Raw genomic sequence first — 24,656 nt, 5'->3', positions numbered from 1 at the left:
GCCACCGCATAGGGTGGCGCTGTTAGTCTGAGAGTGCGCGCTAGCGACTCGCTTTGGATGGTGTCGAGGCGGTGGATTTACCCACCGACTCTGCCAGTAAAGACTTCATCACGCTGATGGTCATTAAGATCACCAACACACTGATGGGTAGGGCGGTAACCATGTTCGCGGTTTGTAGGGCGCGTAAGCCACCGGCGACCAACAATACCGCGGCGACGGCACCGATCATGGTGCCCCAGAAGACTCGAAAGCGTTTGGGCGGGTTGTCATTGCCCATCGACAAAATCGTGGTCAGCACAAGGGTGCTTGAGTCTGACGAGGTAATAAACCAGCTAAACAGCAAGAAGATCATCATGGCGTTGAGAATCCAACCCCAGATCCCGCCACCGGTAATGCCATCAGCGGTGGCAAACAGCGCCGCCGGTAAGTCCCAACCATTGACCAAATCAATAATGCCGGCGGTGCCAATCCCAGCATCGGCAACAAGCTCTTGATGTAAGGCGTTACCACCAAAAATTGCCAGCCAAGCAAAAATCATCAGTGTTGGCGCACACAGCACGCAAACCACAAACTCGCGCAAGGTACGGCCGCGAGAAATACGCGCAATAAACAAGCCAATAAAGGGCGCCCAGCCAATCCACCAGCCCCAATAGAAAATAGTCCAAGCGTTTTGCCACGCGGTGGGGCCTTGCGCCTCTGGGAACCATAGCCCCATCGGAATGAATTCGACCAAATAGTCGCTCAGTGAAGCGCCAAAGATCTGCACTAACCAAGCCGTAGGCCCGCCGAATAAAAAGTAGGCGATTACTAATGCTGAGACGATAATATTCCACTCAGAAATGATTCGGATCCCTTTGCCGACCCCGGAGAGAGACGACAAGATGGACGCCACGGAAATCAGAGCAATGAGGATAACTTGCGTCGTCACGCCCGGGTCGACGCCAAATAGACGGTCAAGCCCTACGGCAATCTGACTGACACCGAGACCCAGCGAGGTGGCGACGCCGAACACGCAGCCAAGTACCCCTAAGATATCGATAATATGGCCGATGGGCCCGTAAATACGATCACCAATCAGCGGGTGCACCGTGGAACGCAGTGCGAGAGGCAGCTTTTTCCTAAATGAGAAATAAGCGAGCGCGAGGCCGACAATCACATACACCGCCCAGCCATGAAAGCCCCAATGGAAATAGGTGACACGCAAGGCATCCGCCGCGCGGTCAAAGCCCATGGTGGTGGCTCCGGCCATATCCGCATACGGGTTGTTGGGGTAGCCGAACGCACCACTTGTATCAAAGTAGAGCGTGGGTTCGGCTACCCCAAAAAACAGTATGCCAACGCCAACACCCGCGGAAAACAACATAGATAGCCACGAGAAGGTGCTAAACTCAGGCCGGTCGTCGTCATCACCTAACCGAATGTTTCCTAAACGCGTGACGGCAATCGTCAAGCTGGCGACCAGTAACAGCACCAACACCAACATGTAATACCAACCAAAGGTCGACTCCACCCAGCCACGTGCCGCAGCAAATACACGGCCGGCTAAATCAGTATTAAATCCGGTAAAAAACACGAAGACACAAACCAGGAGCGTGGCGGCGATCATCATATTTTTATGAACACCTTTAAACAGGCCGGTCTGTGTGACGCAATCGGCAAACGGATGCTGCAATGCGCTGGCATTACTCGCATCCGACGTACTTCGTGTTGACATGAATCGTTCCTCTTTTAACAACAAAACGCGCAACAATTTACGCAACACAAGCACCCTTTGCAAAAAAAAGAGCCGTTAATCACATTATTTTAGGTGGAGGTGTTGAGAAAAGCAGCGAAATGTGTCGATAAGACGGCCAGTGGCGGATTGTCTTCGTACACTTAGGATTGATAAAAACCTTAATAGAGTGTCTAGGAGTGAGATGATGAAACCACAACCCGCTTCGCGCGATACCATGCTGCAACTTGGGTACCTTGGCTTGCTTCCTTTTATTGGCGGTGTGCTCGTCACCTGGGCCGATCTGACCTTATTAGGTCTCAGTGGCGAGCAGCTTTTTTTAAGCTATAGCGCGGTGATTTTAAGCTTTTTATCCGGCGTTTTATGGGGCAATGGCATCGATCACTTTTCCCATAAACTTAGCCGTAATGCGTTATTGCTGAGCAACCTGTTTGCACTCTTGGCTTGGGGGGCGCTTATTCAAGGCGCGACCCAATACCTGATCGCGACTGGGCTGCTTGCGACCGGTTATTTAGCGGTATGGCTGGCGGAAAAATGGATCCGAAAAAGCGAGAGTGAAGACACGTCCTCTGCCTATCAAACCATGCGTGGCCGCTTGACGATAGCTGTTGTGGCTTGTCATGGGTTGCTGCTCATTGTGGTGTGAGCAGCAAAAAGGCCACCAAGAAAAACCCTACCGAGAATGAACCTATTGCAGCAATAGGCCGTACCCGTTACCTCGTGCGCAAAAAAACAAGTAACTTTACAGTGGAATTAGGGGCAGCGGGGTAACCAATGACGATTATACAGTATTTACGCGTGGTGTTTCTGGCACTCGGCATTGCGGTTGCGGCGAGCGGGGCGTACTTGTTCAGCGAAATAAACACGGTCAAGGCACAGTTTAATGATGTGGTAGAGCGTAATGTTCGCCTGCTGAGCACTGTGTCTGACTTGCGTTATTATACCGTCACTTATCGCCGTTTCGCACTCGATTACGGGTTAACCGATGACAAACAAGCGCATCGCGATATTTTGGTGAAAATAGAGCGCAACGATCAAGAGGTTGGCGAAGCACTTGACCGAATGAAAGCACTCACGGTGAGTGACAGTAATACAGAGGCCGTGGCCACGATAGAAACGCGCCTGAACAATTACCGTGAGATGCAAAACGATTATATTTCGCTTATTGATAACGGGCGAATTGATGATGCGCGCCGTAAAATGTTAGGCCCCATGTTGGCGCCGTTTGACCAGATAGTCGCGAATCTCGCCACATTGCAACAGACGTTGGAAGACCAAGCCAACGCGATAAAGACGCGAGAATCGGAAAAAATTGAGCGTCTCATTTATAGTGGTATTGCCGTGATTATTGCTCTGGTTGTGCTGATGGCGGGTGTGGCGTTATTGCTACAACAGCGAATACGTGGGCCGCTGGCGAAGCTGGTTACTCAGATGCAGCGGGTGGAAAGCGGTGATCTTACCCAACGGTTGGATCTCGATACGTTTAACCGCGACGAGCTGGGACAAGCAGCGAATACCTTTGCGCAAATGCAAGAAAGCATTACCGAGCTGATAGGGTCGTTAGTGAAAGGCACTAAGCGATTACAAACGGTCAGTGATGAGCTATCGACCCAGGTGAGCCATACCGTGAATAGCGTTGAGCAACAGCGGGGTGAACTCTCACAGCTTGCGAGCGCGATGACGCAGATGGAGTCTACCTTTGGTGAAGTGGCCAGTAACACTGTCAATGCGGCGGAACATACTGATAAATCGCGTGAATACGCAGAGCAAGGCCGACAAACGTTTGAGCAATCGTATCAGCAAAGCGTGGCGGCTAAAGATCAAGTTAACGAAGCCTCGCAAGTGATTGAGGCGTTAACCGAAGACAGCGAAAATATCGGTAAAGTCTCGGAAGTGATTAGTACCATCGCCGAGCAAACCAACTTGCTCGCGCTCAACGCGGCTATTGAGGCGGCGCGCGCGGGCGAAGCGGGTCGAGGCTTTGCGGTCGTGGCTGATGAGGTACGAGGGTTGGCAACCAAAACCCAATCATCGACCGATGAGATCAACCAGATCATTGAAGGACTGCAAACCAAAGCGCGTCAGGCCTACAAAGTGATGAGCGATAGCCAAACCTTGACGCAAAAAGGGCTGGATGATGCCAAGCATGCGGCAGAAGCGATCAACACCATTAATGATGCGACGCAGCAGGTATCTGAAATGACAGGTGCGATTGCTACCGCGACCGAAGAGCAAACCACGGCAGCGGCGGATCTGAACCAAAATGTGTCGGCGATTCACCAAGCGGCAGAGTCACTTGCCGAGACCGCAGAGCAAACCCGTCAAGCCTATGAGCGCTTGGAAAAAGAAAACGCCAGTATTAAAGAGCAAGCGGAAGCCTTCAGGTTATAACTGTACCCACCGACACCATCCACCAACAGAAAGTGCGCGAATGGAGCGCACTTTTTATTCCCGCCGCAAACGCAGTAGCGAAACAAATATCTCAACGAAATAAATACAAAGATAAAAAGTAGTTGATGCTTTTATTCACCTCCCGGAGCACGGCAACCAAGCCGGCATCACTGTGCTCGGTCACATCCCAAGGCACAAATTTTCCGTAACGGGGCAAGGGTAGTCCAGATTGTACGGCGGCTGGATTCACGGCAACTAGATAATCAACATATGTCAATGTCAGCTCGGCCAGCGGGCAAGGCGTGATCCCAGAGGTTGAGAGTTGGAATTGAATAAGTGCTTTTGACGCTTGTGCAGTATGCATGGTGCTGGATGTATGTGCGCAGTGGACATCAAAAAAGCTGCTCGCTTTACTTTTCATCACAGCGGCGGCCATCAAGGAGACGCCATGTACACCATCGCACAAAAACAAAACCACTGGCTTACTCGGCGCGGTATCATTATGCATCGGGAACGCGTCGGCACGCGCGTCTAACGGGACATTGTCTTTGGCATCTATCATTGCCTTTACTCATCTAAAAAGTGGAAGACAGGACGTTTATCGGCGCATCTCGTCGACGCGCATCAGCCCTGGATGCGTTTATCCTAGCCCGCCATGTGTTCAGCGCCAGCGTGGTAAAAACAACTTTTGAATCTGTTACCAATGCGCCGCACTGTCATCAAACCTTCATGATTGCATAAAGGAACTGTCACTTTGTGCTCTTAATGTGTCTCCCCGTTAACCGAGTTCTTCGTTATGTGTAGATAAACTGATTTGCACAGCACTAACTTAAATAATCGACTTGGAGGTTGATGTGAAACTTAAAGCTCTCTTTGCAGCTACTACAGTATCAATGGCCGTGCTGGCCTCAGGTAGCGCAACGGCCGCAAACCGTGATTACATTAGCATCGTTGGCTCTTCTACCGTTTACCCTTTTGCTACTGTAGTTGCTGAGCGCTTCGGTCGCACGTCGCAATACTCAGTACCAAAAATCGAATCAACCGGTTCAGGCGGCGGTCTTAAGCTGTTCTGTGCAGGTGTGGGTGAAAACACGCCAGACATCACTAACGCATCACGCAAAATCAAAAGCTCGGAAATTGACCGTTGTAAATCAAACGGCGTTGACGACATTGTTGAAATCAAAATCGGCTATGACGGCATCGCGCTGGCGAACTCGAAAATGTCTCAGCAATATGACTTGAGCTTGAAAGACATCTACACCGCGCTCGCCAAAACCGTGCCAGACGGTAACGGCAATTTCATTGATAACCCAAATGACACGTGGAAAGACGTGAATTCATCACTGCCTAACACCAAAATTGAAGTGCTAGGTCCACCACCAACATCAGGTACACGTGACGCCTTTGTTGAGCTAGCCATGGAAGCGGGCTGTGCCGAATACCCAGAAGTGGCAGCGCTTGAAGACAGCAACGAAGACAAGTTTAAAGCGATTTGTCATGGCATGCGTGAAGACGGTGCTTTCATCGAAGCGGGTGAGAACGACAACCTTATCGTACAAAAGCTTGAAGCAAACCCAGATGCACTTGGTATCTTCGGTTACAGCTTCCTAGAGCAAAATGCTGACAAGGTACAAGGCTCAAAAATCGCGGGTGTTGAACCAACGTTTGACGCGATTGGTAGTGGCGACTACCCCGTATCACGTTCACTGTACTTCTACGTGAAAAAAGCACACGAAGACGTGATTCCAGGTCTGAAAGACTACGTAAGCGCATTCACTGCTGAAGATGCAATCGGCAACATGGGTTACTTGGCTGACCGTGGCCTTATCCCACTCGACAACGGTGAATGGAAACAAGTACGCAGCGCCGCAGTTGACCTAAAACCAAACCTGTAAGCGCAGTGTGAACACGAAAAGGTGGCACACATGAGGTGCCACCTTTGTGCGTGTTCAGGAGGAACAATGACAACACCCATGCTGATGACCGTAATTGCTGTCATTGCAATTTCAGGCTTTTTTATTGCTCGAGCACGTTCAATCAAGCTCGCCGATACGGCTGGCGGATTGAGTAAGCTTCATTCTCGTCCTAATTATTACGGCTCTTATGTTGCGATTCTCGCGGCTATTCCGGCACTGGTTCTCTTATTGTTGTGGCAAGCGGTAGAACCCAACTTGATCCACAGTTTGGTGATGGCACAACTATCTGATTCGTATGTCACGCAGTTCGGCAACGCCGACTTGCTATACAGTCAGATTGGCAACGTCGCTCGTGGCATCACCCAAACTGACGATGCTGTCTTGTTGGCAGCGGCTGACCATTATCAAATGTTGAACCAACTGGGAACGACGTTGCGTTTCACCGCCATGACATCGCTTGCATTAGCGGGGTTGGCCTTTGGCTGGCGCTCTCTGCGATTACGTCTTCGCGCTCGAAATCGCGTGGAAAATGTGATGCAGGCTTTTTTGCTGCTTTGTTCAACACTCGCGATTTTAACCACACTGGGCATTGTGCTCTCGGTGTTGTTTGAGGCGTTGCGCTTTTTCCAAATGATCCCAGTCACTGAATTTATTTTTGGTACTGAGTGGTCACCGCAAATCGCCTTACGTGCAGACCAACAAGCGGCCAGTGGCTCGTTTGGTGCGATTCCACTGTTTACCGGCACCTTGATGATCTCGTTTATCGCCATGTGCATTGCGGCACCAGTCGGGTTGATGAGTGCGATCTACTTGGCCGAATATGCATCGCCGCGTATACGGGGTATCGTCAAACCAATTTTGGAGATCCTGGCAGGTATTCCAACCGTGGTTTATGGCTTCTTTGCAGCATTGGTGGCCGCACCCTTTATACGTGATGTGGCACAGGCGATCGGCTTTAGCAGCGCGTCGTCAGAGAGTGCACTGGCTGCCGGTGCGGTGATGGGGATCATGATTATTCCTTTTGTGTCGTCATTATCAGACGATGTGATCACTGCTGTACCGCAATCGCTACGTGATGGCTCGTATGGACTGGGCGCGACGCCGTCAGAAACGGTTCGCAAGGTTGTTTTACCGGCTGCATTACCCGGCATTGTGGGTGGCTTATTGCTGGCTGTTTCACGTGCAATTGGCGAAACCATGATTGTCGTAATGGCGGCGGGTCTGTCGGCGAACCTAACGGCTAACCCCCTTGATTCAGTGACCACAGTGACGGTGCAGATTGTCACGCTTCTTGTAGGTGACCAAGAATTTGATAGTCCAAAAACCTTGGCGGCGTTTGCTTTGGGTCTGACCTTATTTGTTGTGACACTGGCACTTAACGTGATTGCGTTGAACATCGTGAAGAAATACCGGGAACAATATGACTGATAAAATCGAACAACTGGCGCAAGAAAAGCGCGCAAGGGTAAGGGCCAGCTTAGCAAAGCGCCGCGGGAAAGAAGGACGTTTCCGTTTTTACGGTATCGGCTCTATTTTCCTAGCGTTTACCTTCTTGGTTCTATTGCTCGGCTCGATCGTCTCGCAAGGCTACACCGCTTTCTATACCACGGAAATTCGCTTGACCGTTGATTTAAGTGAAGAAAATCTAGGTATTGAAGGCAAGCCATTAAATGATGAGACCCTTAAATACCTGGGCTATCGCTCAGTATTGGCAGATGCCATTTTTGATGCCATGCCCGAGGTGACGTCGCGTGGCGACAAACGTGAGCTGTTCCGTTTTCTGTCTAACGGTGCCGAGTACGACTTGCGCGACCGCGTGGCAGCCAATCCTGACTTGGTGGGGCAAGAGGTTGAAATTTGGGCACTCGCTGGCGATAACGTCAACCAATTTAATAAAGGCAATATCGATGGCAGCTTGCCGGAGTCTTATCGCCAGTTTAAAGACAAACACATTGGTTGGTTCAACCAGCTAAAAGAGGACGATCGTGTTCGCACCGTGTTTAACTCGCGCTTTTTCACCAATGGTGACAGCCGTGATGCTGAGCTTGCCGGGATCTGGGGCGCGACCGTGGGCTCTTTCTATACGCTGCTGGTGACACTGGCATTAAGCTTCCCCATTGGGGTGGCGGCCGCGATTTACTTGGAAGAGTTCGCACCACGTAATCGCATTACTGAGATTATTGAAATTAACATCAATAACCTGGCAGCGGTACCGTCGATCGTGTTTGGTTTGCTGGGCTTAGCCGTGTTCCTCAACTTTGCCGACCTGCCGCGTTCTGCGCCGGTTGTGGGCGGCTTGGTCCTGACACTGATGACACTGCCAACCATCATTATCTCGAGCCGCGCATCTATTAAAGCGGTACCGCCATCGGTACGTGATGCCGCCTTGGGTGTCGGCGCATCAAAAATGCAAATGGTGATTCACCATGTATTGCCACTTGCCATGCCTGGCATGCTCACCGGCACCATTATCGGCATGGCGCAAGCGCTGGGCGAAACCGCGCCGCTGCTGATGATTGGTATGGTGGCCTTTATCGTGGATATCCCCTCAGGGCCCCTAGATGCCGCCACTGCGTTACCCGTTCAAATTTATTTATGGGCAGAGAATCCTGAAAAGGGCTTTGTCGAAAACACCTCTGGCGCAATCATGGTATTGCTGGCATTCCTTGCCCTTATGAATGCCTGTGCCGTGATTCTGCGTAAGCGTCTTGAACGACGCTGGTAAGTCGGGAGAAACAACCATGACGACGACAACAATGAACAACCTAGCCATGACTGAAGAAGTAGCAGAAACCACGCCGCAAAATACGGCGGCACCGACTGAAACGTGTGGTGTGCCTTTTGTAGAGAGCCCACGTATGACGGCTCGTAATGTCTTTGTGAATTACGAAAACGGCTCAAAATCAGCGATCACCGATGTCAGCTTGGATATTGGTGAAAAAGAAGTCTTGGCGATGATTGGTCCATCAGGCTGTGGTAAGTCTACCTTCTTGCGCTGTCTCAACCGCATGAACGACACCATTCCTGGCTGCCAAGTGTCGGGTGATATTATTTTGGATGGCGAAGATATCTATCATCGCGACACCGAAATTGTGGAGCTTCGCTCGCAAGTGGGCATGGTATTCCAGCGTCCCAACCCGTTCCCTAAATCGGTTTACGATAATGTGGCATATGGCCCACGTATCCATGGCTTGATTGACGGCAAAGACGAGCTGGATGCATTGGTTGAGCAATCACTCACGCGCGCAGGGCTTTGGAACGAAGTGAAAGATCGCCTCGATCAACCAGCAACAGGTCTATCAGGCGGCCAGCAGCAGCGTCTGTGTATCGCACGTACCATTGCGGTCGCGCCGGAAGTGATCTTGATGGATGAGCCTTGTTCGGCGCTAGACCCGATTGCCACCGGTATCATTGAAGAGCTGATTGCCGATCTGAAGAAAAACTTCAGCATCGTGATCGTCACGCACTCGATGCAGCAAGCGGCACGAGTGTCTGACCGCACCGCCTACTTCCACCTTGGTGACTTGGTTGAAGTCAACAGCACACAAAAAGTCTTTAATGACCCTGAGCACAAACTGACCTCTGATTACATCAACGGTCGATTTGGCTAAATAAACGGCGGGGCAAAGGAGAGAAAAGCGCTGAAAATAGGCTTTTGCTGATAAAATCAGCACTTAAGTGCGAAAAAGTAAGAATGGACTTTACATCGCTCTGAGCAGCCTCTAGTATACGCCCCGTTCCGGAGAGATGGCTGAGTGGTTGAAAGCACCGGTCTTGAAAACCGGCAAGGGTTAATAGCCCTTCTAGGGTTCAAATCCCTATCTCTCCGCCACATACCGAAAGCCGCTGCTCAGTCAGCGGCTTTTTTGCATTTATTGTCCCGCAAACTCCCAAACTCTGACCTCACCAACATTTTAGGCGATTCTGTCTAAACAGCTTTTCTGCACTCTGGTACGCTAACCGTTTATATTTATGTCTCTTACATGGCCTTTTGGACGCCGACAACCAACGGCGGTAGCGTGCAATGCAACAAAACGCCTACATAGATGCACGCTTTCTCATGACGGATTCACACTTTCTCGGGGCGAAAAAATAAAAAACACTAATAATCAATCGGTTAAAAGTACAAGCGCGGGGATAATGTGAACACCTCAACCGGGATAGGCGGCATGCACATTATCACCAATGAGGATTTGATGAGAAAGATGGAAAAACGACATTATTATCATGAGGTTATGAAAAAGACAGGGCGTATAACGGTTTTGACAAATCGAGCACGCACACTAATACAATGTTAAATTTTCAATCGGGTTTAGTGATGAGTATTGAGGTCGTAGAAAAAGCAGATCACCTTAAGCTGATAGAAGTCTGGGAAGCGTCGGTCAGGGCAACGCATGATTTTCTGTCTGAAGATGATCTACAGGAGTTAAAGCCGTTAATCCTGGGGCAGTATTTTGACGCAGTTGATTTAAGGTGCGCTAAAAACGGTAACGGTGAAATTCAGGGATTCTGTGGAGTACATGACGGTAATATTGAGATGTTGTTCATCTCACCTGATGCTCGCGGAAAAGGCATTGGTGCCATGTTAGCGGCCCATGCTATCAAAGAGCAGGGAGCATCAAAGGTCGATGTAAACGAGCAGAATGAACAGGCGGTAGGTTTTTATCAGCATATTGGCTTTAAAGTGATAGATCGGTCACCAGTCGATGGTCAGGGTAAGCCTTATCCGCTGTTGCATATGGTGCTATAAAAATTTAACAAGGCCAGGCACGGCGACGTCTTTTTCGTTGCGGCTTCGCCTTCACTACAAAGCCGCGCGTGCTGGCGGCGTTAGAAGTCAAAGGAGCCGTAAATGGGATTTTCCAATATAAAAACCATAGTTGTCTCACTGCTGGCTATATCATTGGTTGCGTGCGCATCTGGATCGGCAATCGTAACTGGAACTAAAAGAACGCCCGTGGAACCAAATCAGGTTAAACTGTACTTAGAGACACCTGCTAAGTTTGAGGTCATAGGCATTGTAAATGCGTCAAGCGATGCTGGATGGACCGAACAAGGTTCAGTGGATTACGCCGTACAAGAACTCAAAAATCAAGCGGCAAAGCTTGGTGCAAATGGAGTGTTATTGGGCGCTACTGGTGAGAGCACATCTACAGTTGTAGGTGGTTATGGAACGGGTTATATGTATGCGATACCAGTTACAGCTAAGACTGTTGCAGGTAAAGCTATATATGTCAGTGAATAAGACTTCTAACAAAGCCATCAAATTCGCTCCCATTGGTCGCCGGACGCTCGCAAGCTCGCGCCGTTTATGGCGGCGTTATGAGCCAACGAGGAATTTTAATGAAGATCGATAAAGAGTATCTAAAGTCTTTGCTTGAGGCATTTGAAAGTGCGGAAGGACCGCTGACCGATATAAGAGAATTGGAAGCGAAAGGCTTTCATTATGACGATGATAAGTTTGTTTTTCACACTGACCTCCTAGTTGATAAAGGATATATCGAGTCGTTTGCTACCCAGCAATCACGCGGTGCGGGCTATAGGCTTATGGGGAGTGGTGAAAGGTTTTGGTCGGTTGTTCCGCTGAGGTTAACTGCTTTTGGTCATGACTTTATTGAGTCATTAAATGAACCGAATGTTTGGAAAGAAATACAAAAAAACTTTAAAGATGCAAGTTTAGATACAACAATTTCTGTAGCAAAAGATCTTGCGAAAGGTTATGCAAAACAGAAAGTTAAGTCGCTACTTGATGCAGCAGGCTCATAACAAACGCTTTAACCAAGGGACGCAAAACAGCAGGATTTCGCTCCTTCGTCGCTAATTTTAGCCTGCTATTTTGCGCCGGTTAAGCGAGGCGTTAGGGCGCAAGGAGTAAAGTGATGATTAGTCACATAGATCATATTGTCCTTACAGTTTCCGACATAGAAAAATCAGTAGATTTTTACAAACGGGTATTGTGCATGGATGAAGTCACTTTTTCCAACGGTCGGAAAGCTGTAACGTTTGGAAATCAGAAAATTAACTTTCAGCTTCTGGGTCAAGAACCGCGAAATATAGCCAATGTGGGTTCAGGTGATATTTGCTTAATTACTGATTGGTCGTTGGCGTCAGTGATAGAGCATTTGGTCAAAGAAAATGTGAAGATCATTGAGGGTCCCGTAGAAAAATCAGGAGCTGTTGGTTCAATCCAATCGGTCTATTTTTTGGATCTTGATAAGAATTTAATCGAAGTCAGCGTATACCAATAGGTTCTGCGCCCTAACAATAAAATTTAAGGGTGATTCACAACGCTAATCGCTCTCACTTCAAGCAAGTTTAGTGTTTATGGCACAATGCATTAGGTAGGTGGTTAGCGTTGTTCACACCTTAATTTGGCGTTAGCAACCACGACTCTACACCTATGTGTGAGGAAGTAATAAGATGACAAAATCAGTTGAGTTTGTAAGTGAATCTGAGTTTCGAAAAGATATAGCAGTATTAGCAAAAGCAATTCGAAGCAGTGATATGAAGCCCTTAGTTCTTTTCGGTGAAAATGGGATCGGGAAAAGCCCGATTTTGAAGCACATCGGAGGGGCGCTCGAAATATATAAATATGGTTCACCTAAGCATTTAGACCAGGCAATTAAAGATATAATTGTTGAATCTTTTAATCGAGGTTTTCATCAGGATGACAGCGAAAGAAGTATTCAGCATGTCTTTTCAATTAACGATCAAGACCTGTTCAATGCAATAAAGCAAACAGGACTATTTCGTTGTTTTACTATGCGTCGGACAAGTCATACGGTTCTGACATCGGTATTAAGTGAACCGTTGTAAATAGTTGCTAACAAAAAATTTAAGAGTGATTCAGCACGCTTGGCACTTTTGGTTTGGGTTAAGTTTAGTGGTTAAGGCGCTCATATTAAGTGTTTTGGTAATGTGCTTCACACCTTAATTTGGCTACATGGATTCCCCCGTTCGTCAAGCATCCGCGAAGCGTATTGAGTTTGGTTTGGACTGCCGCTCTACATTCGGCCTTTTACTGACTCACGTCATGGCCCTGATGACATTGCGCGGTTGCAGTGCCTAATTCGTTAGAAGGCATCAAGGTGCCCGCCGCATTAACAGGCTCTCTGCAAATGGTCTTCACCGATACTCATCAACTTGCGTGTGCAATGACCCGGTTGGTGTATTCTCCTTACGACAGCGACGAGTTAGGCCGCGTAGTCTTGATAATCCGTTTGATGGTGCAATAACGCCCACACAATGCGTGCATTTTTGGCCGCGAGAGCGACAATGGCGCGATTCATGCCACGTCGCTCAAGGACATTTCGCCCCCAGACACTGAGCCTATCTTGCTTATCGCCTAGGTTCGTGATGACGGCTCTCGCACCATGCACTAAGAGCGTTCTGAGGTATTTATCTCCTCGTTTACTAATACGACCCAATCGCGGTTTTCCTCCGGTTGAGTACTGTTTGGGCACTAATCCAAGCCAAGCAGCAAAGTCTCTGCCGGAATCAAACTGCTCGCCTTTTCCGATAGTGGCGATAATCGCCGTTGCTGTTTGTGGGCCAATGCCGCGAACGTTAAGAATACGCTGAGCATTAGGACTGGCCTTGGTAACCATATCGAAACACTGCTCGGTATCGGCGATACGCTGATTAAGTGTTTGTAGGTGGTCAAAGCAATCTGCCACGACGGCACGAGCAATATCAGGTAGGCCATTTTCTACTGCCTCGAGAATGAGAGGTACTTCTCTGTGAATGGCGGCTCGTCCTGTTGGAATAATAATGCCGAACTCTGCCAGTAATGCACGAATACGATTAATGAGGGCAGTACGTTCATTGACCCAATGCTCACGTACACGATGAGTCGCGAGAATCGCTTGGCGTTCGGGTGACTTAACAGGAATAAACCGGCTATTTGGACGCTGAACCGCGTCACAAATGGCAACGGCATCGTTCAGGTCATTTTTTCCTTTTGTGCGATAAGGACCGACGTACTTTGCGGCCATGATGCGGGTATCGTGGCCGAGCTTGTTGAATTCTCTGGCCCAATAATGTGCCCCACTGCAGGCCTCAATACCTATACACATCGTAGGCATATTTGCTAATGTAGCCAGTAATTTAGCGCGTGAAACAGATTTATGGAGAATGACTTTTCCGTGGTCATCCACCGCGTGAAGAGAAAAGTGGTGCTTGGCGAGATCAACGCCACAAAAGAATTGAGTAGACATGGTTACCTCCGTTATTAAAGACCGCACCTAAGTGTGGCAGATCTTCAAGAGGGGGAATCCATGTCATTCGTTAGGCGGAGAGGAGAATGCAGTGAAACTAAATAATGGAAATATTATAGATTCCAACGGTAAAACTACATTTGTAAGTATTTCCGCTTTTGCATCAGAGGTATGCAACTTAGATGTATGCTTTTTATGTACCAAAAGATTAGATGCTAACAACCAGAATGATGAGCATGTAATTCCTAAATGGCTCTTAAAACGGTTTGACCTTTATAATGAAACTGTTAATTTACCCAATGGTAGTAAATTTAAATATAATCAGTATGTTATTCCTTGTTGCATAGAGTGTAATAGTTTGCTTAGTTCAGTATTGGAAACACCATTGAGCCGGGTTTTTTCAGATGATTTTGAACAATTTACTAGCTTATTAAATGACGATATTTGTTTAAAGATATATATATGGTTAGCTTTGATTTTTACAAAAACTCACATAATGGACCAATCTTTACGAATGCACTTGGATCGTAGGATTGAGTATTCATCCATTGCTGATGGAGTCGGATATAATTGGGAAAGCTTCCACCATGTGTATTGCTTAAGTCGTATTCCTTATACTCAGGCATCTCTTGACGAGTTTTGCATTGGTTCTTTTTTTGTAATTCCTGTTGATAGTCGAGATACTGTACAACAGTACGACTATATGGATATATCCTTTGCTAACACATCAGGAATAATTATAAATGGTATTGGTATTATCGCAGTGTTTGGCGACGCTGGTGCAGTAATTAATCAACTTAATAAAACTGTAATAGAAAAATTAATTGGTCCAGTTACTAGTATACAATTTCGTGAATTAGTAGCTAATTTCGCTTGTTGTCATCTACATTTAAAAAATAGCCCGATATATTCAACGTTGACTGACGTGTCTGGTGTTAATCCTCCACAAATAGTTTGTAAATTGACTGATTCAGAGCCTGAGTTTGATACTTATGATCCCAATGTTTTTGGAGCGTTAATGGATATGTTGGTTGGCGATGTTCTCGATGGAAAAGTTAACGAAGATGATTTTCGTGAAAAACTAAGAGCTGGCACGTTGTCAATCTTATTTGATAGTCATGGGCATGTAATTCCGCCTAACAAGAGCAACCAACAGACAAATTAATCGCGTAGGCTGTTAGTTTTCTTCTGTTGCAAGTGTTATATTCTTTGAGGAAAATATGAAAAAAATCAACTACAACAAACGAAGGTCAAAGTTATATGATGCTTTAAAGTCCCAGATAGATTTAAGTGCTCTGCTAATTGGTGATCTTCTCAAAGTGAAGTTTAATGAACGTGGTTATGCACTAAAAGAAAGTGTTATCGTAATTGAAAACAGTTGGTTTCTATGTGAGTTTTCAGGCTCAGATATTACTCGCTTTCCGTCAAGAATTAAGGCTCTTGCATCCTACCTCAATAGTCTTGAGTTACGTGGGAGTTTGTTGTATCCCACGAAGATGGTCTGTGTACTGTCCAACTACTAAAAGCACATGAGTTAAGCCTAGATGCTGAAGCTCAAGCTTCGGTAACTGAATCAACAGAAAGAGTAGCCTTAGCTTCTTCACGTATAGGTCAGGGGCGATATAGACAAAACCTATTCAAAATCTCTTCAAGTTGTCCGATTACTGGCACGACTGATCCGCGATTTCTTATCGCTGGCCATATTAAACCGTGGAGAGTGTCGACTAACCAAGAGAGATTAGACTCAGAAAACGGATTTCTACTCGCTCCTCATATTGATGCTCTCTTTGATAAAGGTTATATCTCTGTCTCCGATACTGGATATCTAATGATCTCCAGTGCTGAAATTGAAACGCAATTGGAGCAGTGGAGAGTCGACCTTAATGTCAAAATTAGTGGCTTATCAAAGCGTAAAAAGGCGTATTTGGCATACCATAGAGACGTCGTTTTTATACAGTAATTCAATGTATTGAGTACGAATATAGCAAAAGAGTATGTCGTCAATCCTAAATTTTGGCGAGATTTTTATCCCCACTCTGAGCATCGAATCTAAGATCACCAACATCTTACGCATACAGGCAATAATGGCGACTTTTTTTTCGTCATCCACCGCGTGAAGAGAAAAGTGGTGCTTGGCGAGATCAACGCCAAAAAAGAATTGAGTAGACATGGTTACCTCCGGTATTAAAGGCCGCACCTAAGTGTGGCAGATCTTCAAGAGGGGGAATCCATGTCATTCGTTATGCATACACAATAAGGAGGTTGCATGGATTTCGATTTTGACAAACTAGCCTATCCAGAAACGGTCGTTATTGATGGTGCCGAGTACAAAGCGAAAAGGGATACCTCTAAGGGAAAAATGAATGTCCCATATTCAGAGGAACCCGATGTAGGAATTGGGGACGTGATAGTTCAAAAGGCAGGTAAAAGAGAGATACACCTCAAGGTAACTGATGTTCAGTTTCTCGAAGGCGGTAGCCTGAACGTCGGCACCAATCACCCCCATATGCTCACGCTGAATGTTCAGAACACAACAGCGGAGCCACACCTAACGAACAGAGCGTCCTCGACGATAAATATCGGCTCTGTTTCCGGCGAAATGGTACAGATCGGCGATCAAAACGTTCAGGTCGCTAATGTCAGTATTAAGCAGCTTGTCGAGCATGTGGCTAAAAGTGACGACAAGGAAGCAAAATCAAAACTTAAAGCATTGCTCGAAAATGGTACAGTGGCCAGCATGGTCGGCGCAGGGGCAACCACACTTCTCGGGTTGCTCTAATGCATAACAATTCGCGCCACATGGATGCCCTTTACGCCGCTTCGCTCTGTAAAGGTCACCGGTGCGCTCTGCGTTATGTGACTGTGTGGGATGTTTGATTTCCTATTGACCTATTGAATGGTTTGTTTTTAATTATAGGTGGTGTTTGTTTTTCTATGTATTACAATTGGTTACTCGCTTTGGGCAGTATGATAGACAGTGTTCTAATTCATGGCAGTTATTCAAGTATGCTCAAAATTTTGTAATCATAGTAAAACTTTGTAGGAAAAATAGTGAACGTAGTACTCTTTTTAATTGGTCTTGGTATTTTAGGTAAAGGTGTTGTTGATTTTCAGTCAGCTCTTTTAGGGACGACAACATTTGATGACATAATCTCGAAAGATATGTACTTCGAGGCTGGCTACTACTATTTTGGCTTTGTGTATGGTGCAGTATGTGCTTTTGCTGTTAAATCAGGCAAGCTAAAGATTTTTAGCAGTACAGTAGGGTTAATTTGCCTTCTAATCAGTGGTTACGTAATTATTGATTCATATAATGAGACCAAAGGTGCAGCTGAAAAGTGCGGTTCTCATGGGCAAGCTGACTTAGTAACCGAGTGCTTAGAAAAGCTTACTCCAGAGAACTAGCAGTTCACATAACACATATGAGCCCTTCTCCGGTCAATAGGCAATAGCATTTTTTGGCAGCGTCAGCAGCCAATGCTCTCGAACAACAAAGTCGTCTACTTCGTTCTGTCATTCCTGCCATTAAGTCATTGCTTACGGCAAACACATATAGAAGGTCTCTTACTGCGGTCTTACCGCTGCCTGCCAATCATGTGACATGGCAATTAGACATTACTTCCCGTTCCCACTCAGAAGCATGAGAACGAGTTATGGAGAATGACTTTTCCGCGATCACCTACCGCGTGAAGAGAAAAAGTGATACTTGGCGAGAAAAACTCTGAAAAAGAACTGAGTAGACATGGTTACTTGCGGTGGTAAAGGCCTGTGGAAGAGCATCAAGAGAGAATTATGTCATTCGTTGGTTAGCTAGGAAGAATCGAGAAGTGTTAAGGAATATATGAAAGTAGATATAAGACCAGCCAAGGAAGGCGAACTGGAACCTCTCCATTCTTTGGTTATTTCAAATGATGAATGGACAAAGTTTAATGGCCCTTACTTTCCTTACTCACATCCATCACTAGAACAATTTGAGAAATCTTCATTTAAAAGATTATTGAATGGTTCAGACTTACAGTTAGTCACTGTAGATGATGTACCTGTTGGGACAGTAAATTGCTACTGGGAATGTGAAGAAACTCGCTGGCTTGAAGCTGGTATTATAATTTATGATTCTACATATTGGGGGAAGGGTATCGCAGCACGAGCCATTCCTCTCTGGGTTACGTACTTATTTAATACTAAAGAAATTGAGCGCGTTGGTATGACAACTTGGTCGGGTAATCCTCGCATGATGTCGCTAGCATTGAAATTAGGCTTTCAACAAGAAGCTAGATTGCGAAAAGTTCGTTACTACGAGGGCAAGTACTACGATTCAGTTAAATATGGGATGCTGCGTTCGGAGTGGTTAGAACGCAACAGGCAAGGTATTTAAGAGAACTTTTCAGCGCTTGGCATTTTCAGTTTTAATCAGCTTTGGTACTTACGCACAATGGATTAGCTAAGGGATAAGCGTTGTTCACACCTTAATTCGGTTCACTTTATTGGAATATTGAACGTTATGGATGATACTTTAGCAACTTGGCGTCAGTACTACGAAAAATCATTGTTACGCCACCACAATTCACGCACTGAACTCGCCATTGAGTTGGATCAGTCTGGACTGAAAACCGCTGTCGATTGCGGTTGTGGAACCGGAAGTGAAATAGCGCATCTAGAGCAGCAAGGCTATCAGGTGTATGGCTTTGATATTAATCCAGACTCTATTGCAATATGTTCAGAAAGGTTTAGTTCAAAGCCGCTGGTTAAACTTTCAGAGTGCTCATTTGAGTCTTTCAATTATCCTTCTACTGGCATAGTGATAGCAAACTCAAGTTTGTTCTTTGCTGATCCGATAGAGTTTAAAAATACATGGCAAAAAATTGCTTCTTCTATCGCGGTTGGTGGTGTTTTTGTAGGTGATTTTATGGGGCCTAGAGATACTTGGGCAACGAATTTTCGGTTACCGACGGCACCGTTGAGTAAAAAACAAGTTGAGATCTTATTTGAAGAGTTTGAAATAGTCAGTTTCAAAGAGCGTGATGAACCTGGCGCGACAATGGTCGGAACCCCTAAGCATTGGCATGTTTTTTCAGTGGTTGCTGTAAAACGTAAATAACAAAGGCAGTAAAAAGAGGGGTGCCGTATGGCATCTTTGGTTTGCAGTGAGTTTTGGTGATTACAGTGGCTGTAAAAGCGATGGTATGAGACTTTTGGAAGTGCTTAGGGGTAATTAACCTATAAGTTAAAACAGATAAGACAAGTATCCATATTGGTATGGATAAATAATTTATAAGAGACACAATGAACACAATAAATATCCAGTATTATAAACATCCTTATGCCGAATTTATCCTTGGTTCGTATCAAGGTAAGCTTTGCTTGTGTGACTTCCGGTATCGCAAAATGAGAAGTGCCGTTGATGAGCGCATTAAACGGATTCTTAACGCTGAGTTTGTAGAAAAGAGCGACGATGTTTTAGAGGCTACTCAAGCTCAACTCGAGGAATATTTTTTGGGTGAGCGACAAGTTTTCGATTTGCCTTTACTTTTGGCGGGTACCGATTTTCAACGGTCGGTATGGAGTGCATTAAGCAACATTCAATATGGTGACAGGGTGACGTACCAAGAGCTGGCAGTATCGATTGGTAATGAAGCCGCAGTACGCGCGGTTGGCAATGCTAACGGGGCAAATGCCTTGGCGATTATCATTCCTTGTCATAGGGTTATCGGCACCCAAGGGGAGCTTATTGGCTACGGTGGCGGCTTGTCACTGAAAAAGCGCCTTTTAGAATTAGAGCAGAACTTATTCATTTAAGGATAGAGTAGGGGCGTATGAGAGCGGAGCTGAGAGCGAAAATCCTGGCGGTATGTGATCAAAATCAATGATTAAGGAAATATGTCAATGGCTTATTCTGAAGCAAGCTGCCTATGTGGTGCAGTAAAAATCACCGCTGAAAATGTAAACCCCAACTTCACAGTTTGTCACTGCCAATCATGTCGCGGCTGGGGTGGTGCGCCATTTTTTGCGGTGAAGTGTGGAACACAAGTCACCTTTGAGGGTAATGACAAGATAAAAATGTACCCATCATCGTCGTGGGCGTCACGTGGTTTTTGTACTGAGTGTGGCACACATTTGTTTTATAAATTTAAAGAAACTGGTGAGTACAATATGCCGGTAGGCTTGTTCCCTGATCTTGAAGGCCTAGAAATGGAGATGCAGTATTTCAGTGACATGCGCCCCAGTTACTATTGCTTTTCCAACCAAACGAAGGAAATGACTACTGCAGAAATCATGGCCTATTTTGCCGACAAGGTGTAATTCAGATTTACAAGGAGGGTAGCGGGGCACTGGCCCAGATAGCCGGACTGGCTTGGTCGTACTGATGTTAGAAATCCCGCGACGGTTGAGGTAGCATTGCCGACTTTTTCTGCGGTGAGAGGCATTTATGTATATCGGCTTTGACTATGGTACAGCCAATTGTTCGGTGGCGAAGATTGAAAACGGTCAGCCGACGCTGTTACGTCTAGAAGGGGACAGCACGTTTATTCCTTCCTCCCTTGCCGCACCTACGCGCGAATCTGTGTCTGAGTATCTGTTTCGTCATCGGGGCATCAAGCCGCTAGATACGATTGGCGAGCAGATGTTGCGCCGCACCATCCATGTAAACCGAGAGGAAAGCATTGAACTTGAGGCGGAGGACATGGCGTTTGGTCAAGCGGCGCTCGACCGGTATCTCGATGATCCGCGCGATATGTACTACGTGAAATCGCCTAAATCTTTCCTTGGTGCGTCAGGTTTGCGTGATGCTCAGCTTCGCTTTTTTGAAGACCTCGTATGCGCAATGATGGATAACATCAAAACGCAAGCCGAACACCAAACTCAACAGAGTATTCATGATGCGGTGATTGGTCGACCGATCAATTTTCAAGGCCGTGGAGGCGAGACGGCAAACCGCCAAGCCGAGGGTATTTTGCTCAATGCGGCTAAGCGGGCGGGCTTTAAACAGGTTGAATTTCAGTTTGAGCCAGTCGCTGCCGGCCTGGACTATGAAGCCACATTGAGCGAAGACCAAATCGTTCTCGTGGTCGATATCGGTGGGGGGACCACAGACTGTTCGTTGATTGAGATGGGGCCATCATGGCGCGGTAATAGCGATCGCAGTGCAAGTTTGTTAGCGCACAAAGGCCAGCGTATTGGCGGCAATGATCTAGATATTGCATTGGCATTCAAACAAATGATGTTCCCGTTTGGGATGGGGAGCAAGATGGAATCTGGCATTGAGATGCCGATTACGCAGTTTTCTAACCCTATCGCGATTAACAACGTACAAGCGCAAAACGATTTCTATGCATTTGAAAATTTGGCGGTGCTCAAAGGGCTGCACAAGCAAGCGCAAGAGCCACATAAACTGGCCCGTTTGCTTGAGGTGTATCACGAATCACTGGGTCACAACATTGTCCGTCGTGCGGAAGAGGCAAAGATTGCGTTGTCAGATCAAGCCGCTTACCGAGCGGGTATTCAACTCTTCTCCGAGCGCGTGGACCTTGATGTATCGCGCGATAACATGATTGATGCGATTGAAGCGCCCAAACGTAAGATGATCACCTTAGTGCACGATGTGGTCGCTCAGGCCGGTGTAAAGCCTGACGTGATTTTTATGACAGGTGGCTCGGCACGCTCGCCCTTTTTACGTGAAGCTGTACAAGCAGAGTTGCCGAACATTCCTGTGGTGAGTGGCGACTACTTTGGCTCAGTCACCGCGGGCTTAGCGCGTTGGGCGGAAGTCTGCTTTAAGTAACCGTCGCTTTACGACCCGGGTTTGACGCTTACTTGTAATACATTGGGAATGATAAGACGTTGCTAATAATAGGAACCCACCTTAGCGAAAACTTCCGTATTTTGATTAGAAATCATGCACCAAGGTGGGGGTGTTGGCGCGAAATAGCTTGGTTAGGGCAGACTTATATCGCCAACCCAGAGCCAGTAGCCGTTTCGCTAAGCTTTGATTTTGAATGGTGGCAACTTCAATGCCGCGGTAGTGATGCGGATGCGCTTGAATGTAGTCGATAAACGCCGTCAGCACCCCTTGGCCGCGAACGCTGGGGGTAAATTGTAGCGAAACAATCGATAATCGCTGACTACCGATCGGACAGTGAATCAGACAATAGCCGAGTGGGTGCTTGATCGCGGTGGAGAGCTCTGGAAAAGCGCGCGTCTGGTGACGTTGGGCTAATTGGTCATAGCCGTGGCATAGGTGGTTAAGCAGTTGCCGAGCGTTATCATCCATCGAAGTGTCTCTGGAGAGGTCGAAACGTAGCCACCATATTAGGGATTTTATTTTTTCGAAAAACAGAAAGGTCCAAGCCACGTATTTACCTCTTTTGGGCACGATAATCGCGCAAAAGCCGCGACTTCTACGCCAGATAACCAGCTAGTTTTTAAAACTGTGCGCGAGCTCATGCCGCACCATTGGTCGTTAGTGAATGACGAGTTTTTATAAATTGATCAATCATGTACATTATGTGCTGATTTTTTAACATGGACGTTTAATTATTACGACAATCAACAAGATTCTTTCTGCGGTGGCGATGTATAAAGGATTGCACCGCAATATTTACTACGTTGCACTGGCCCGCATGATCCTAGGGATGGGCAACTTTATTATTCCTTTCCTCGTGTTGTTGTTTACCGATAAGCTCGGCTACTCCGCGTCGCTGGCGGGTTCATTGGCGATGAGTATTACTGGCTTGTACCTGCTGGGGAGTTTTATTGGTGGCAAGCTTTCTGATTGGGTAGGCCATAAAAACACTATGGTGGCGGGGGAATGTGTCGGTGCTATCTTGCTGCTGATATGTGGGTTTGCCCCCGATGCCCCGGTGATGGTGCCGGTGTTATTATTCGCTGCGTACTTTTTTATTGGTGTGGCGTTGCCGGCCAGTAATGCATTGGTGGCCGATTTATCTCACGCAGGCAATCGCGATGCGGTGATGTCGCTTAGTTACCTTGCCTATAACTTAGGTTCAGCGATTGGCCCCATCTTAGCGGGCTATTTGTTTTGGCAGCACACTGAATGGATTTTCTTTGGTAACGGACTCGCCGTCTTGGTGGGTATTCTTGTGGTGGCCTTTTTGGTTAATGTGACCGAGCAAGCCGTCCCCGAGTCTGACTCGGACCTTGAGCGTGCGGTAGAAGGCAGTGTCTGGTCGGTGCTTAAATCACGTCCTTATCTCATTGCGTTCACTTTACTTTGCGGCATGCTTTGGTTTGCTTTGAACCAAATGACAATGGCCAGCCCGCTTTATTTGAGTCATTTATTTGGCCAAGAAGGGCCCGTGCGTTTTGGTCAATTGATGACATATGCGTGCGTGTTGGTGGTGATCATCACGCCGCTATTGCTCCGCGTCACGTCTGGACATACTGAGACGATGGGGTTGGCCTATGCAGGACTCTTATTTGTGCTGGGGTATGGTCTTGTGATGTTGGCACCCACGATCCCCGTTCACTTTTTAGCGTGGTTTTTTCTTTCCGCTGGTGAGGTGTTGGTCCTGACCAAAGAAGGCGTATATCTTGCCAACAACTCACCGGCGAGCCATCGCGGTCGTATTCAAGGGGTATTGATCACGTTGCGTAGTTTGTTGCTGATGCCAAGCTTTGTATTGATTGGCTATGTCATCGACACGTTCGGTTATTCGGTGACTTGGTCGCTTGTTATCGCTATGGCGATGTGTGCCAGCATCGGTATGCTTTTTTTATCGGTGCGAGAGAAAACACGCCTCGCAGCCACGTCGTCATAAGATTGGTGGCTTTGTGACTCACGCTGACTCATCATCCATGCGGTTAAAGGTAGGTTAATATGGAGAGCCGCTTTGATAAGTTTATTCCTCATCACCCTTAACCTGGGAAATAGATAGCCCGTATGTTAGAAATCATTACCGCGCCAGATCCAAGGCTGGCCATAAAAGCAGAGCCAGTCACGGATATTACCGCCGTACAGACGTTGATTGATGATATGCTTGAGACGTTATATACCACTGACAACGGTATTGGATTGGCTGCCACGCAAGTGGGTCGTAAAGAGGCGATTGTCGTCATCGATATTTCTGAACGCCGGGATGACCCTTTAGTGCTCATTAATCCGGTGGTTGTATCTGGCGTTGACAAAGCCATGGGGCAGGAGGGTTGTTTATCCGTGCCCGGCTATTATGCAGATGTCGAGCGATACTCGTCTGTTGTGGTGTCGGCCCTTGATCGCAATGGTCAATCGATCACGATAGAGCGCGATGATTTTCTTGCCATTGTTATGCAGCATGAAATCGACCACTTATCTGGAAACCTTTTTATCGATTATCTCTCGCCATTAAAACGACAAATGGCGTTAAAAAAGGTGAAGAAGTATTTAAAACAGAACGCTTAGTAAAA

27 protein-coding genes, 1 tRNA gene and 1 pseudogene are annotated in these 24,656 nt (G+C 46.9%); 24 read left to right on the top strand and 5 right to left on the bottom strand.

Features of this window, described 5'->3' with window-relative positions; all coding sequences use genetic code 11:
- Positions 1 to 40: 40 nt before the first annotated feature.
- Positions 41 to 1,714, bottom strand: a complete 1,674-nt coding sequence (locus FCN78_RS07995) for a BCCT family transporter (protein ID WP_069362249.1) — start codon at positions 1,712 to 1,714, stop codon at positions 41 to 43.
- Between the two features lie 202 nt (positions 1,715 to 1,916).
- Between FCN78_RS07995 and FCN78_RS07990 the strand changes: the two genes are divergently transcribed.
- A complete protein-coding gene (locus tag FCN78_RS07990) occupies positions 1,917 to 2,378 on the top strand; it encodes a DUF3429 domain-containing protein (RefSeq protein WP_235607614.1) in 462 nt (153 codons plus the stop codon).
- A gap of 128 nt (positions 2,379 to 2,506) precedes the next feature.
- The gene (locus tag FCN78_RS07985) at positions 2,507 to 4,123 is read left to right on the top strand and encodes a methyl-accepting chemotaxis protein (RefSeq protein ID WP_069362251.1); all 1,617 of its coding nucleotides are present in this window, start codon (positions 2,507 to 2,509) and stop codon (positions 4,121 to 4,123) included.
- A gap of 91 nt (positions 4,124 to 4,214) precedes the next feature.
- Here the strand turns inward: FCN78_RS07985 and FCN78_RS07980 are convergent, their stop codons facing one another.
- Entirely contained in the window at positions 4,215 to 4,685 is a 471-nt protein-coding gene (locus FCN78_RS07980) for a hypothetical protein (protein WP_077659785.1), read from the bottom strand.
- Positions 4,686 to 4,977: 292 nt separating this feature from the next.
- Here FCN78_RS07980 and FCN78_RS07975 point away from each other — a divergent pair, with 292 nt between their 5' ends.
- The 10 genes from FCN78_RS07975 (at position 4,978) to FCN78_RS07930 (ending at position 12,855) form a co-directional block, all read left to right on the top strand.
- Positions 4,978 to 6,018, top strand: a complete 1,041-nt coding sequence (locus FCN78_RS07975) for a substrate-binding domain-containing protein (protein WP_069362253.1) — start codon at positions 4,978 to 4,980, stop codon at positions 6,016 to 6,018.
- A gap of 66 nt (positions 6,019 to 6,084) precedes the next feature.
- A complete protein-coding gene (gene pstC, locus FCN78_RS07970; RefSeq protein ID WP_069362254.1) occupies positions 6,085 to 7,467 on the top strand; it encodes a phosphate ABC transporter permease subunit PstC in 1,383 nt (460 codons plus the stop codon).
- Entirely contained in the window at positions 7,460 to 8,764 is a 1,305-nt protein-coding gene (gene pstA, locus FCN78_RS07965) for a phosphate ABC transporter permease PstA (protein WP_077486915.1), read from the top strand. The genes pstC and pstA overlap by 8 nt, the downstream gene beginning before the upstream one ends.
- A gap of 133 nt (positions 8,765 to 8,897) precedes the next feature.
- The gene (gene pstB, locus FCN78_RS07960) at positions 8,898 to 9,650 is read left to right on the top strand and encodes a phosphate ABC transporter ATP-binding protein PstB (RefSeq protein ID WP_218089801.1); all 753 of its coding nucleotides are present in this window, start codon (positions 8,898 to 8,900) and stop codon (positions 9,648 to 9,650) included.
- Positions 9,651 to 9,780: 130 nt separating this feature from the next.
- Positions 9,781 to 9,871, top strand: a tRNA-Ser gene (locus tag FCN78_RS07955).
- A 486-nt stretch (positions 9,872 to 10,357) separates the two neighbouring features.
- The gene (locus FCN78_RS07950) at positions 10,358 to 10,789 is read left to right on the top strand and encodes an acetyltransferase (protein ID WP_069589978.1); all 432 of its coding nucleotides are present in this window, start codon (positions 10,358 to 10,360) and stop codon (positions 10,787 to 10,789) included.
- Between the two features lie 102 nt (positions 10,790 to 10,891).
- Positions 10,892 to 11,284 carry a hypothetical protein gene (locus FCN78_RS07945; RefSeq protein WP_077659808.1) on the top strand — a complete coding sequence of 131 codons (393 nt, stop codon included), beginning with the start codon at positions 10,892 to 10,894 and terminating at the stop codon, positions 11,282 to 11,284.
- A 98-nt stretch (positions 11,285 to 11,382) separates the two neighbouring features.
- Complete coding sequence (locus FCN78_RS07940; RefSeq protein WP_077659807.1) at positions 11,383 to 11,805, top strand: DUF2513 domain-containing protein; 423 nt, start codon at positions 11,383 to 11,385, stop codon at positions 11,803 to 11,805.
- Positions 11,806 to 11,918: 113 nt separating this feature from the next.
- The gene (locus FCN78_RS07935; RefSeq protein WP_069362635.1) at positions 11,919 to 12,287 is read left to right on the top strand and encodes a VOC family protein; all 369 of its coding nucleotides are present in this window, start codon (positions 11,919 to 11,921) and stop codon (positions 12,285 to 12,287) included.
- 172 nt (positions 12,288 to 12,459) lie between these two features.
- Positions 12,460 to 12,855 (top strand): hypothetical protein, encoded by a 396-nt coding sequence (locus FCN78_RS07930; RefSeq protein ID WP_077659823.1) that lies wholly within the window; start codon positions 12,460 to 12,462, stop codon positions 12,853 to 12,855.
- A gap of 377 nt (positions 12,856 to 13,232) precedes the next feature.
- Here the strand turns inward: FCN78_RS07930 and FCN78_RS07925 are convergent, their stop codons facing one another.
- A complete protein-coding gene (locus FCN78_RS07925) occupies positions 13,233 to 14,255 on the bottom strand; it encodes an IS110 family RNA-guided transposase (protein ID WP_077605760.1) in 1,023 nt (340 codons plus the stop codon).
- A gap of 91 nt (positions 14,256 to 14,346) precedes the next feature.
- Here FCN78_RS07925 and FCN78_RS07920 point away from each other — a divergent pair, with 91 nt between their 5' ends.
- Both FCN78_RS07920 and FCN78_RS16115 read left to right on the top strand, forming a co-directional pair.
- Positions 14,347 to 15,420 carry a hypothetical protein gene (locus FCN78_RS07920; RefSeq protein ID WP_077658769.1) on the top strand — a complete coding sequence of 358 codons (1,074 nt, stop codon included), beginning with the start codon at positions 14,347 to 14,349 and terminating at the stop codon, positions 15,418 to 15,420.
- Positions 15,421 to 15,756: 336 nt separating this feature from the next.
- Positions 15,757 to 16,215 (top strand): HNH endonuclease, encoded by a 459-nt coding sequence (locus FCN78_RS16115; protein WP_327292078.1) that lies wholly within the window; start codon positions 15,757 to 15,759, stop codon positions 16,213 to 16,215.
- On the opposite strand, the gene FCN78_RS15855 is transcribed toward FCN78_RS16115, so the two are convergent.
- Entirely contained in the window at positions 16,159 to 16,425 is a 267-nt protein-coding gene (locus FCN78_RS15855) for a hypothetical protein (protein ID WP_162274059.1), read from the bottom strand. The two genes, FCN78_RS16115 and FCN78_RS15855, sit on opposite strands and share 57 nt — an antisense overlap.
- A 96-nt stretch (positions 16,426 to 16,521) precedes the next feature.
- Here FCN78_RS15855 and FCN78_RS07910 point away from each other — a divergent pair, with 96 nt between their 5' ends.
- From FCN78_RS07910 to yegD, 7 genes are all read left to right on the top strand, one after another.
- The gene (locus FCN78_RS07910) at positions 16,522 to 17,034 is read left to right on the top strand and encodes a hypothetical protein (protein ID WP_077658768.1); all 513 of its coding nucleotides are present in this window, start codon (positions 16,522 to 16,524) and stop codon (positions 17,032 to 17,034) included.
- 272 nt (positions 17,035 to 17,306) lie between these two features.
- The gene (locus FCN78_RS07905) at positions 17,307 to 17,660 is read left to right on the top strand and encodes a hypothetical protein (protein WP_077658767.1); all 354 of its coding nucleotides are present in this window, start codon (positions 17,307 to 17,309) and stop codon (positions 17,658 to 17,660) included.
- Positions 17,661 to 18,096: 436 nt separating this feature from the next.
- Positions 18,097 to 18,630, top strand: coding sequence for a GNAT family N-acetyltransferase (locus FCN78_RS07900; protein WP_077658766.1), 534 nt, complete (start codon positions 18,097 to 18,099; stop codon positions 18,628 to 18,630).
- Positions 18,631 to 18,756: 126 nt separating this feature from the next.
- Positions 18,757 to 19,353 (top strand): class I SAM-dependent methyltransferase, encoded by a 597-nt coding sequence (locus FCN78_RS07895; RefSeq protein ID WP_077658765.1) that lies wholly within the window; start codon positions 18,757 to 18,759, stop codon positions 19,351 to 19,353.
- Positions 19,354 to 19,538: 185 nt separating this feature from the next.
- The gene (locus FCN78_RS07890) at positions 19,539 to 20,051 is read left to right on the top strand and encodes a methylated-DNA--[protein]-cysteine S-methyltransferase (protein ID WP_077658764.1); all 513 of its coding nucleotides are present in this window, start codon (positions 19,539 to 19,541) and stop codon (positions 20,049 to 20,051) included.
- A gap of 87 nt (positions 20,052 to 20,138) precedes the next feature.
- On the top strand, positions 20,139 to 20,555 hold the full coding sequence (locus FCN78_RS07885; protein WP_077658763.1) for a GFA family protein: 417 nt from the start codon (positions 20,139 to 20,141) through the stop codon (positions 20,553 to 20,555).
- Positions 20,556 to 20,682: 127 nt separating this feature from the next.
- The gene (yegD, locus tag FCN78_RS07880) at positions 20,683 to 22,035 is read left to right on the top strand and encodes a molecular chaperone (protein ID WP_077658762.1); all 1,353 of its coding nucleotides are present in this window, start codon (positions 20,683 to 20,685) and stop codon (positions 22,033 to 22,035) included.
- A 105-nt stretch (positions 22,036 to 22,140) separates the two neighbouring features.
- On the opposite strand, the gene FCN78_RS07875 is transcribed toward yegD, so the two are convergent.
- On the bottom strand, positions 22,141 to 22,524 hold the full coding sequence (locus FCN78_RS07875) for a hypothetical protein (RefSeq protein ID WP_077487148.1): 384 nt from the start codon (positions 22,522 to 22,524) through the stop codon (positions 22,141 to 22,143).
- A 114-nt stretch (positions 22,525 to 22,638) separates the two neighbouring features.
- Between FCN78_RS07875 and FCN78_RS16010 the strand changes: the two are divergent.
- From FCN78_RS16010 to def, 3 genes and pseudogenes are all read left to right on the top strand, one after another.
- Positions 22,639 to 22,737 (top strand): annotated as a pseudogene (locus FCN78_RS16010) (cytidine deaminase); the annotation flags it as partial.
- An 88-nt stretch (positions 22,738 to 22,825) separates the two neighbouring features.
- A complete protein-coding gene (locus FCN78_RS07865) occupies positions 22,826 to 24,031 on the top strand; it encodes an MFS transporter (RefSeq protein WP_077658761.1) in 1,206 nt (401 codons plus the stop codon).
- A 122-nt stretch (positions 24,032 to 24,153) separates the two neighbouring features.
- Positions 24,154 to 24,651, top strand: a complete 498-nt coding sequence (gene def, locus FCN78_RS07860) for a peptide deformylase (protein ID WP_077658760.1) — start codon at positions 24,154 to 24,156, stop codon at positions 24,649 to 24,651.
- The last annotated feature ends 5 nt before the right edge of the window (positions 24,652 to 24,656 follow it).

The sequence above is a fragment of the Salinivibrio kushneri genome (assembly GCF_005280275.1).
GTDB classification, from domain to species: Bacteria; Pseudomonadota; Gammaproteobacteria; order Enterobacterales; family Vibrionaceae; genus Salinivibrio; species Salinivibrio kushneri.
This window is presented reverse-complemented; position numbering and strand designations above follow the sequence as displayed.

Bases quoted from the DNA above. Each gene is read 5' to 3' on its own strand.
- FCN78_RS07890 (WP_077658764.1), top strand. From the start codon at position 19,539: ATGAACACAATAAATATCCAGTATTATAAACATCCTTATGCCGAATTT.
- FCN78_RS07940 (WP_077659807.1), top strand. From the start codon at position 11,383: ATGAAGATCGATAAAGAGTATCTAAAGTCTTTGCTTGAGGCATTTGAA.
- def (WP_077658760.1), top strand. From the start codon at position 24,154: ATGTTAGAAATCATTACCGCGCCAGATCCAAGGCTGGCCATAAAAGCA.
- FCN78_RS07885 (WP_077658763.1), top strand. From the start codon at position 20,139: ATGGCTTATTCTGAAGCAAGCTGCCTATGTGGTGCAGTAAAAATCACC.
- pstA (WP_077486915.1), top strand. From the start codon at position 7,460: ATGACTGATAAAATCGAACAACTGGCGCAAGAAAAGCGCGCAAGGGTA.
- FCN78_RS07865 (WP_077658761.1), top strand. From the start codon at position 22,826: ATGTATAAAGGATTGCACCGCAATATTTACTACGTTGCACTGGCCCGC.
- FCN78_RS07910 (WP_077658768.1), top strand. From the start codon at position 16,522: ATGGATTTCGATTTTGACAAACTAGCCTATCCAGAAACGGTCGTTATT.
- FCN78_RS07990 (WP_235607614.1), top strand. From the start codon at position 1,917: ATGATGAAACCACAACCCGCTTCGCGCGATACCATGCTGCAACTTGGG.
- FCN78_RS07985 (WP_069362251.1), top strand. From the start codon at position 2,507: ATGACGATTATACAGTATTTACGCGTGGTGTTTCTGGCACTCGGCATT.
- FCN78_RS07945 (WP_077659808.1), top strand. From the start codon at position 10,892: ATGGGATTTTCCAATATAAAAACCATAGTTGTCTCACTGCTGGCTATA.
- pstB (WP_218089801.1), top strand. From the start codon at position 8,898: ATGACGGCTCGTAATGTCTTTGTGAATTACGAAAACGGCTCAAAATCA.
- FCN78_RS07895 (WP_077658765.1), top strand. From the start codon at position 18,757: ATGGATGATACTTTAGCAACTTGGCGTCAGTACTACGAAAAATCATTG.
- FCN78_RS07950 (WP_069589978.1), top strand. From the start codon at position 10,358: ATGAGTATTGAGGTCGTAGAAAAAGCAGATCACCTTAAGCTGATAGAA.
- FCN78_RS07935 (WP_069362635.1), top strand. From the start codon at position 11,919: ATGATTAGTCACATAGATCATATTGTCCTTACAGTTTCCGACATAGAA.
- yegD (WP_077658762.1), top strand. From the start codon at position 20,683: ATGTATATCGGCTTTGACTATGGTACAGCCAATTGTTCGGTGGCGAAG.
- FCN78_RS07930 (WP_077659823.1), top strand. From the start codon at position 12,460: ATGACAAAATCAGTTGAGTTTGTAAGTGAATCTGAGTTTCGAAAAGAT.
- FCN78_RS07900 (WP_077658766.1), top strand. From the start codon at position 18,097: ATGAAAGTAGATATAAGACCAGCCAAGGAAGGCGAACTGGAACCTCTC.
- FCN78_RS07995 (WP_069362249.1), bottom strand. From the start codon at position 1,714: ATGTCAACACGAAGTACGTCGGATGCGAGTAATGCCAGCGCATTGCAG.
- FCN78_RS15855 (WP_162274059.1), bottom strand. From the start codon at position 16,425: ATGTCTACTCAATTCTTTTTTGGCGTTGATCTCGCCAAGCACCACTTT.
- pstC (WP_069362254.1), top strand. From the start codon at position 6,085: ATGACAACACCCATGCTGATGACCGTAATTGCTGTCATTGCAATTTCA.
- FCN78_RS07925 (WP_077605760.1), bottom strand. From the start codon at position 14,255: ATGTCTACTCAATTCTTTTGTGGCGTTGATCTCGCCAAGCACCACTTT.
- FCN78_RS07980 (WP_077659785.1), bottom strand. From the start codon at position 4,685: ATGATAGATGCCAAAGACAATGTCCCGTTAGACGCGCGTGCCGACGCG.
- FCN78_RS07875 (WP_077487148.1), bottom strand. From the start codon at position 22,524: ATGGATGATAACGCTCGGCAACTGCTTAACCACCTATGCCACGGCTAT.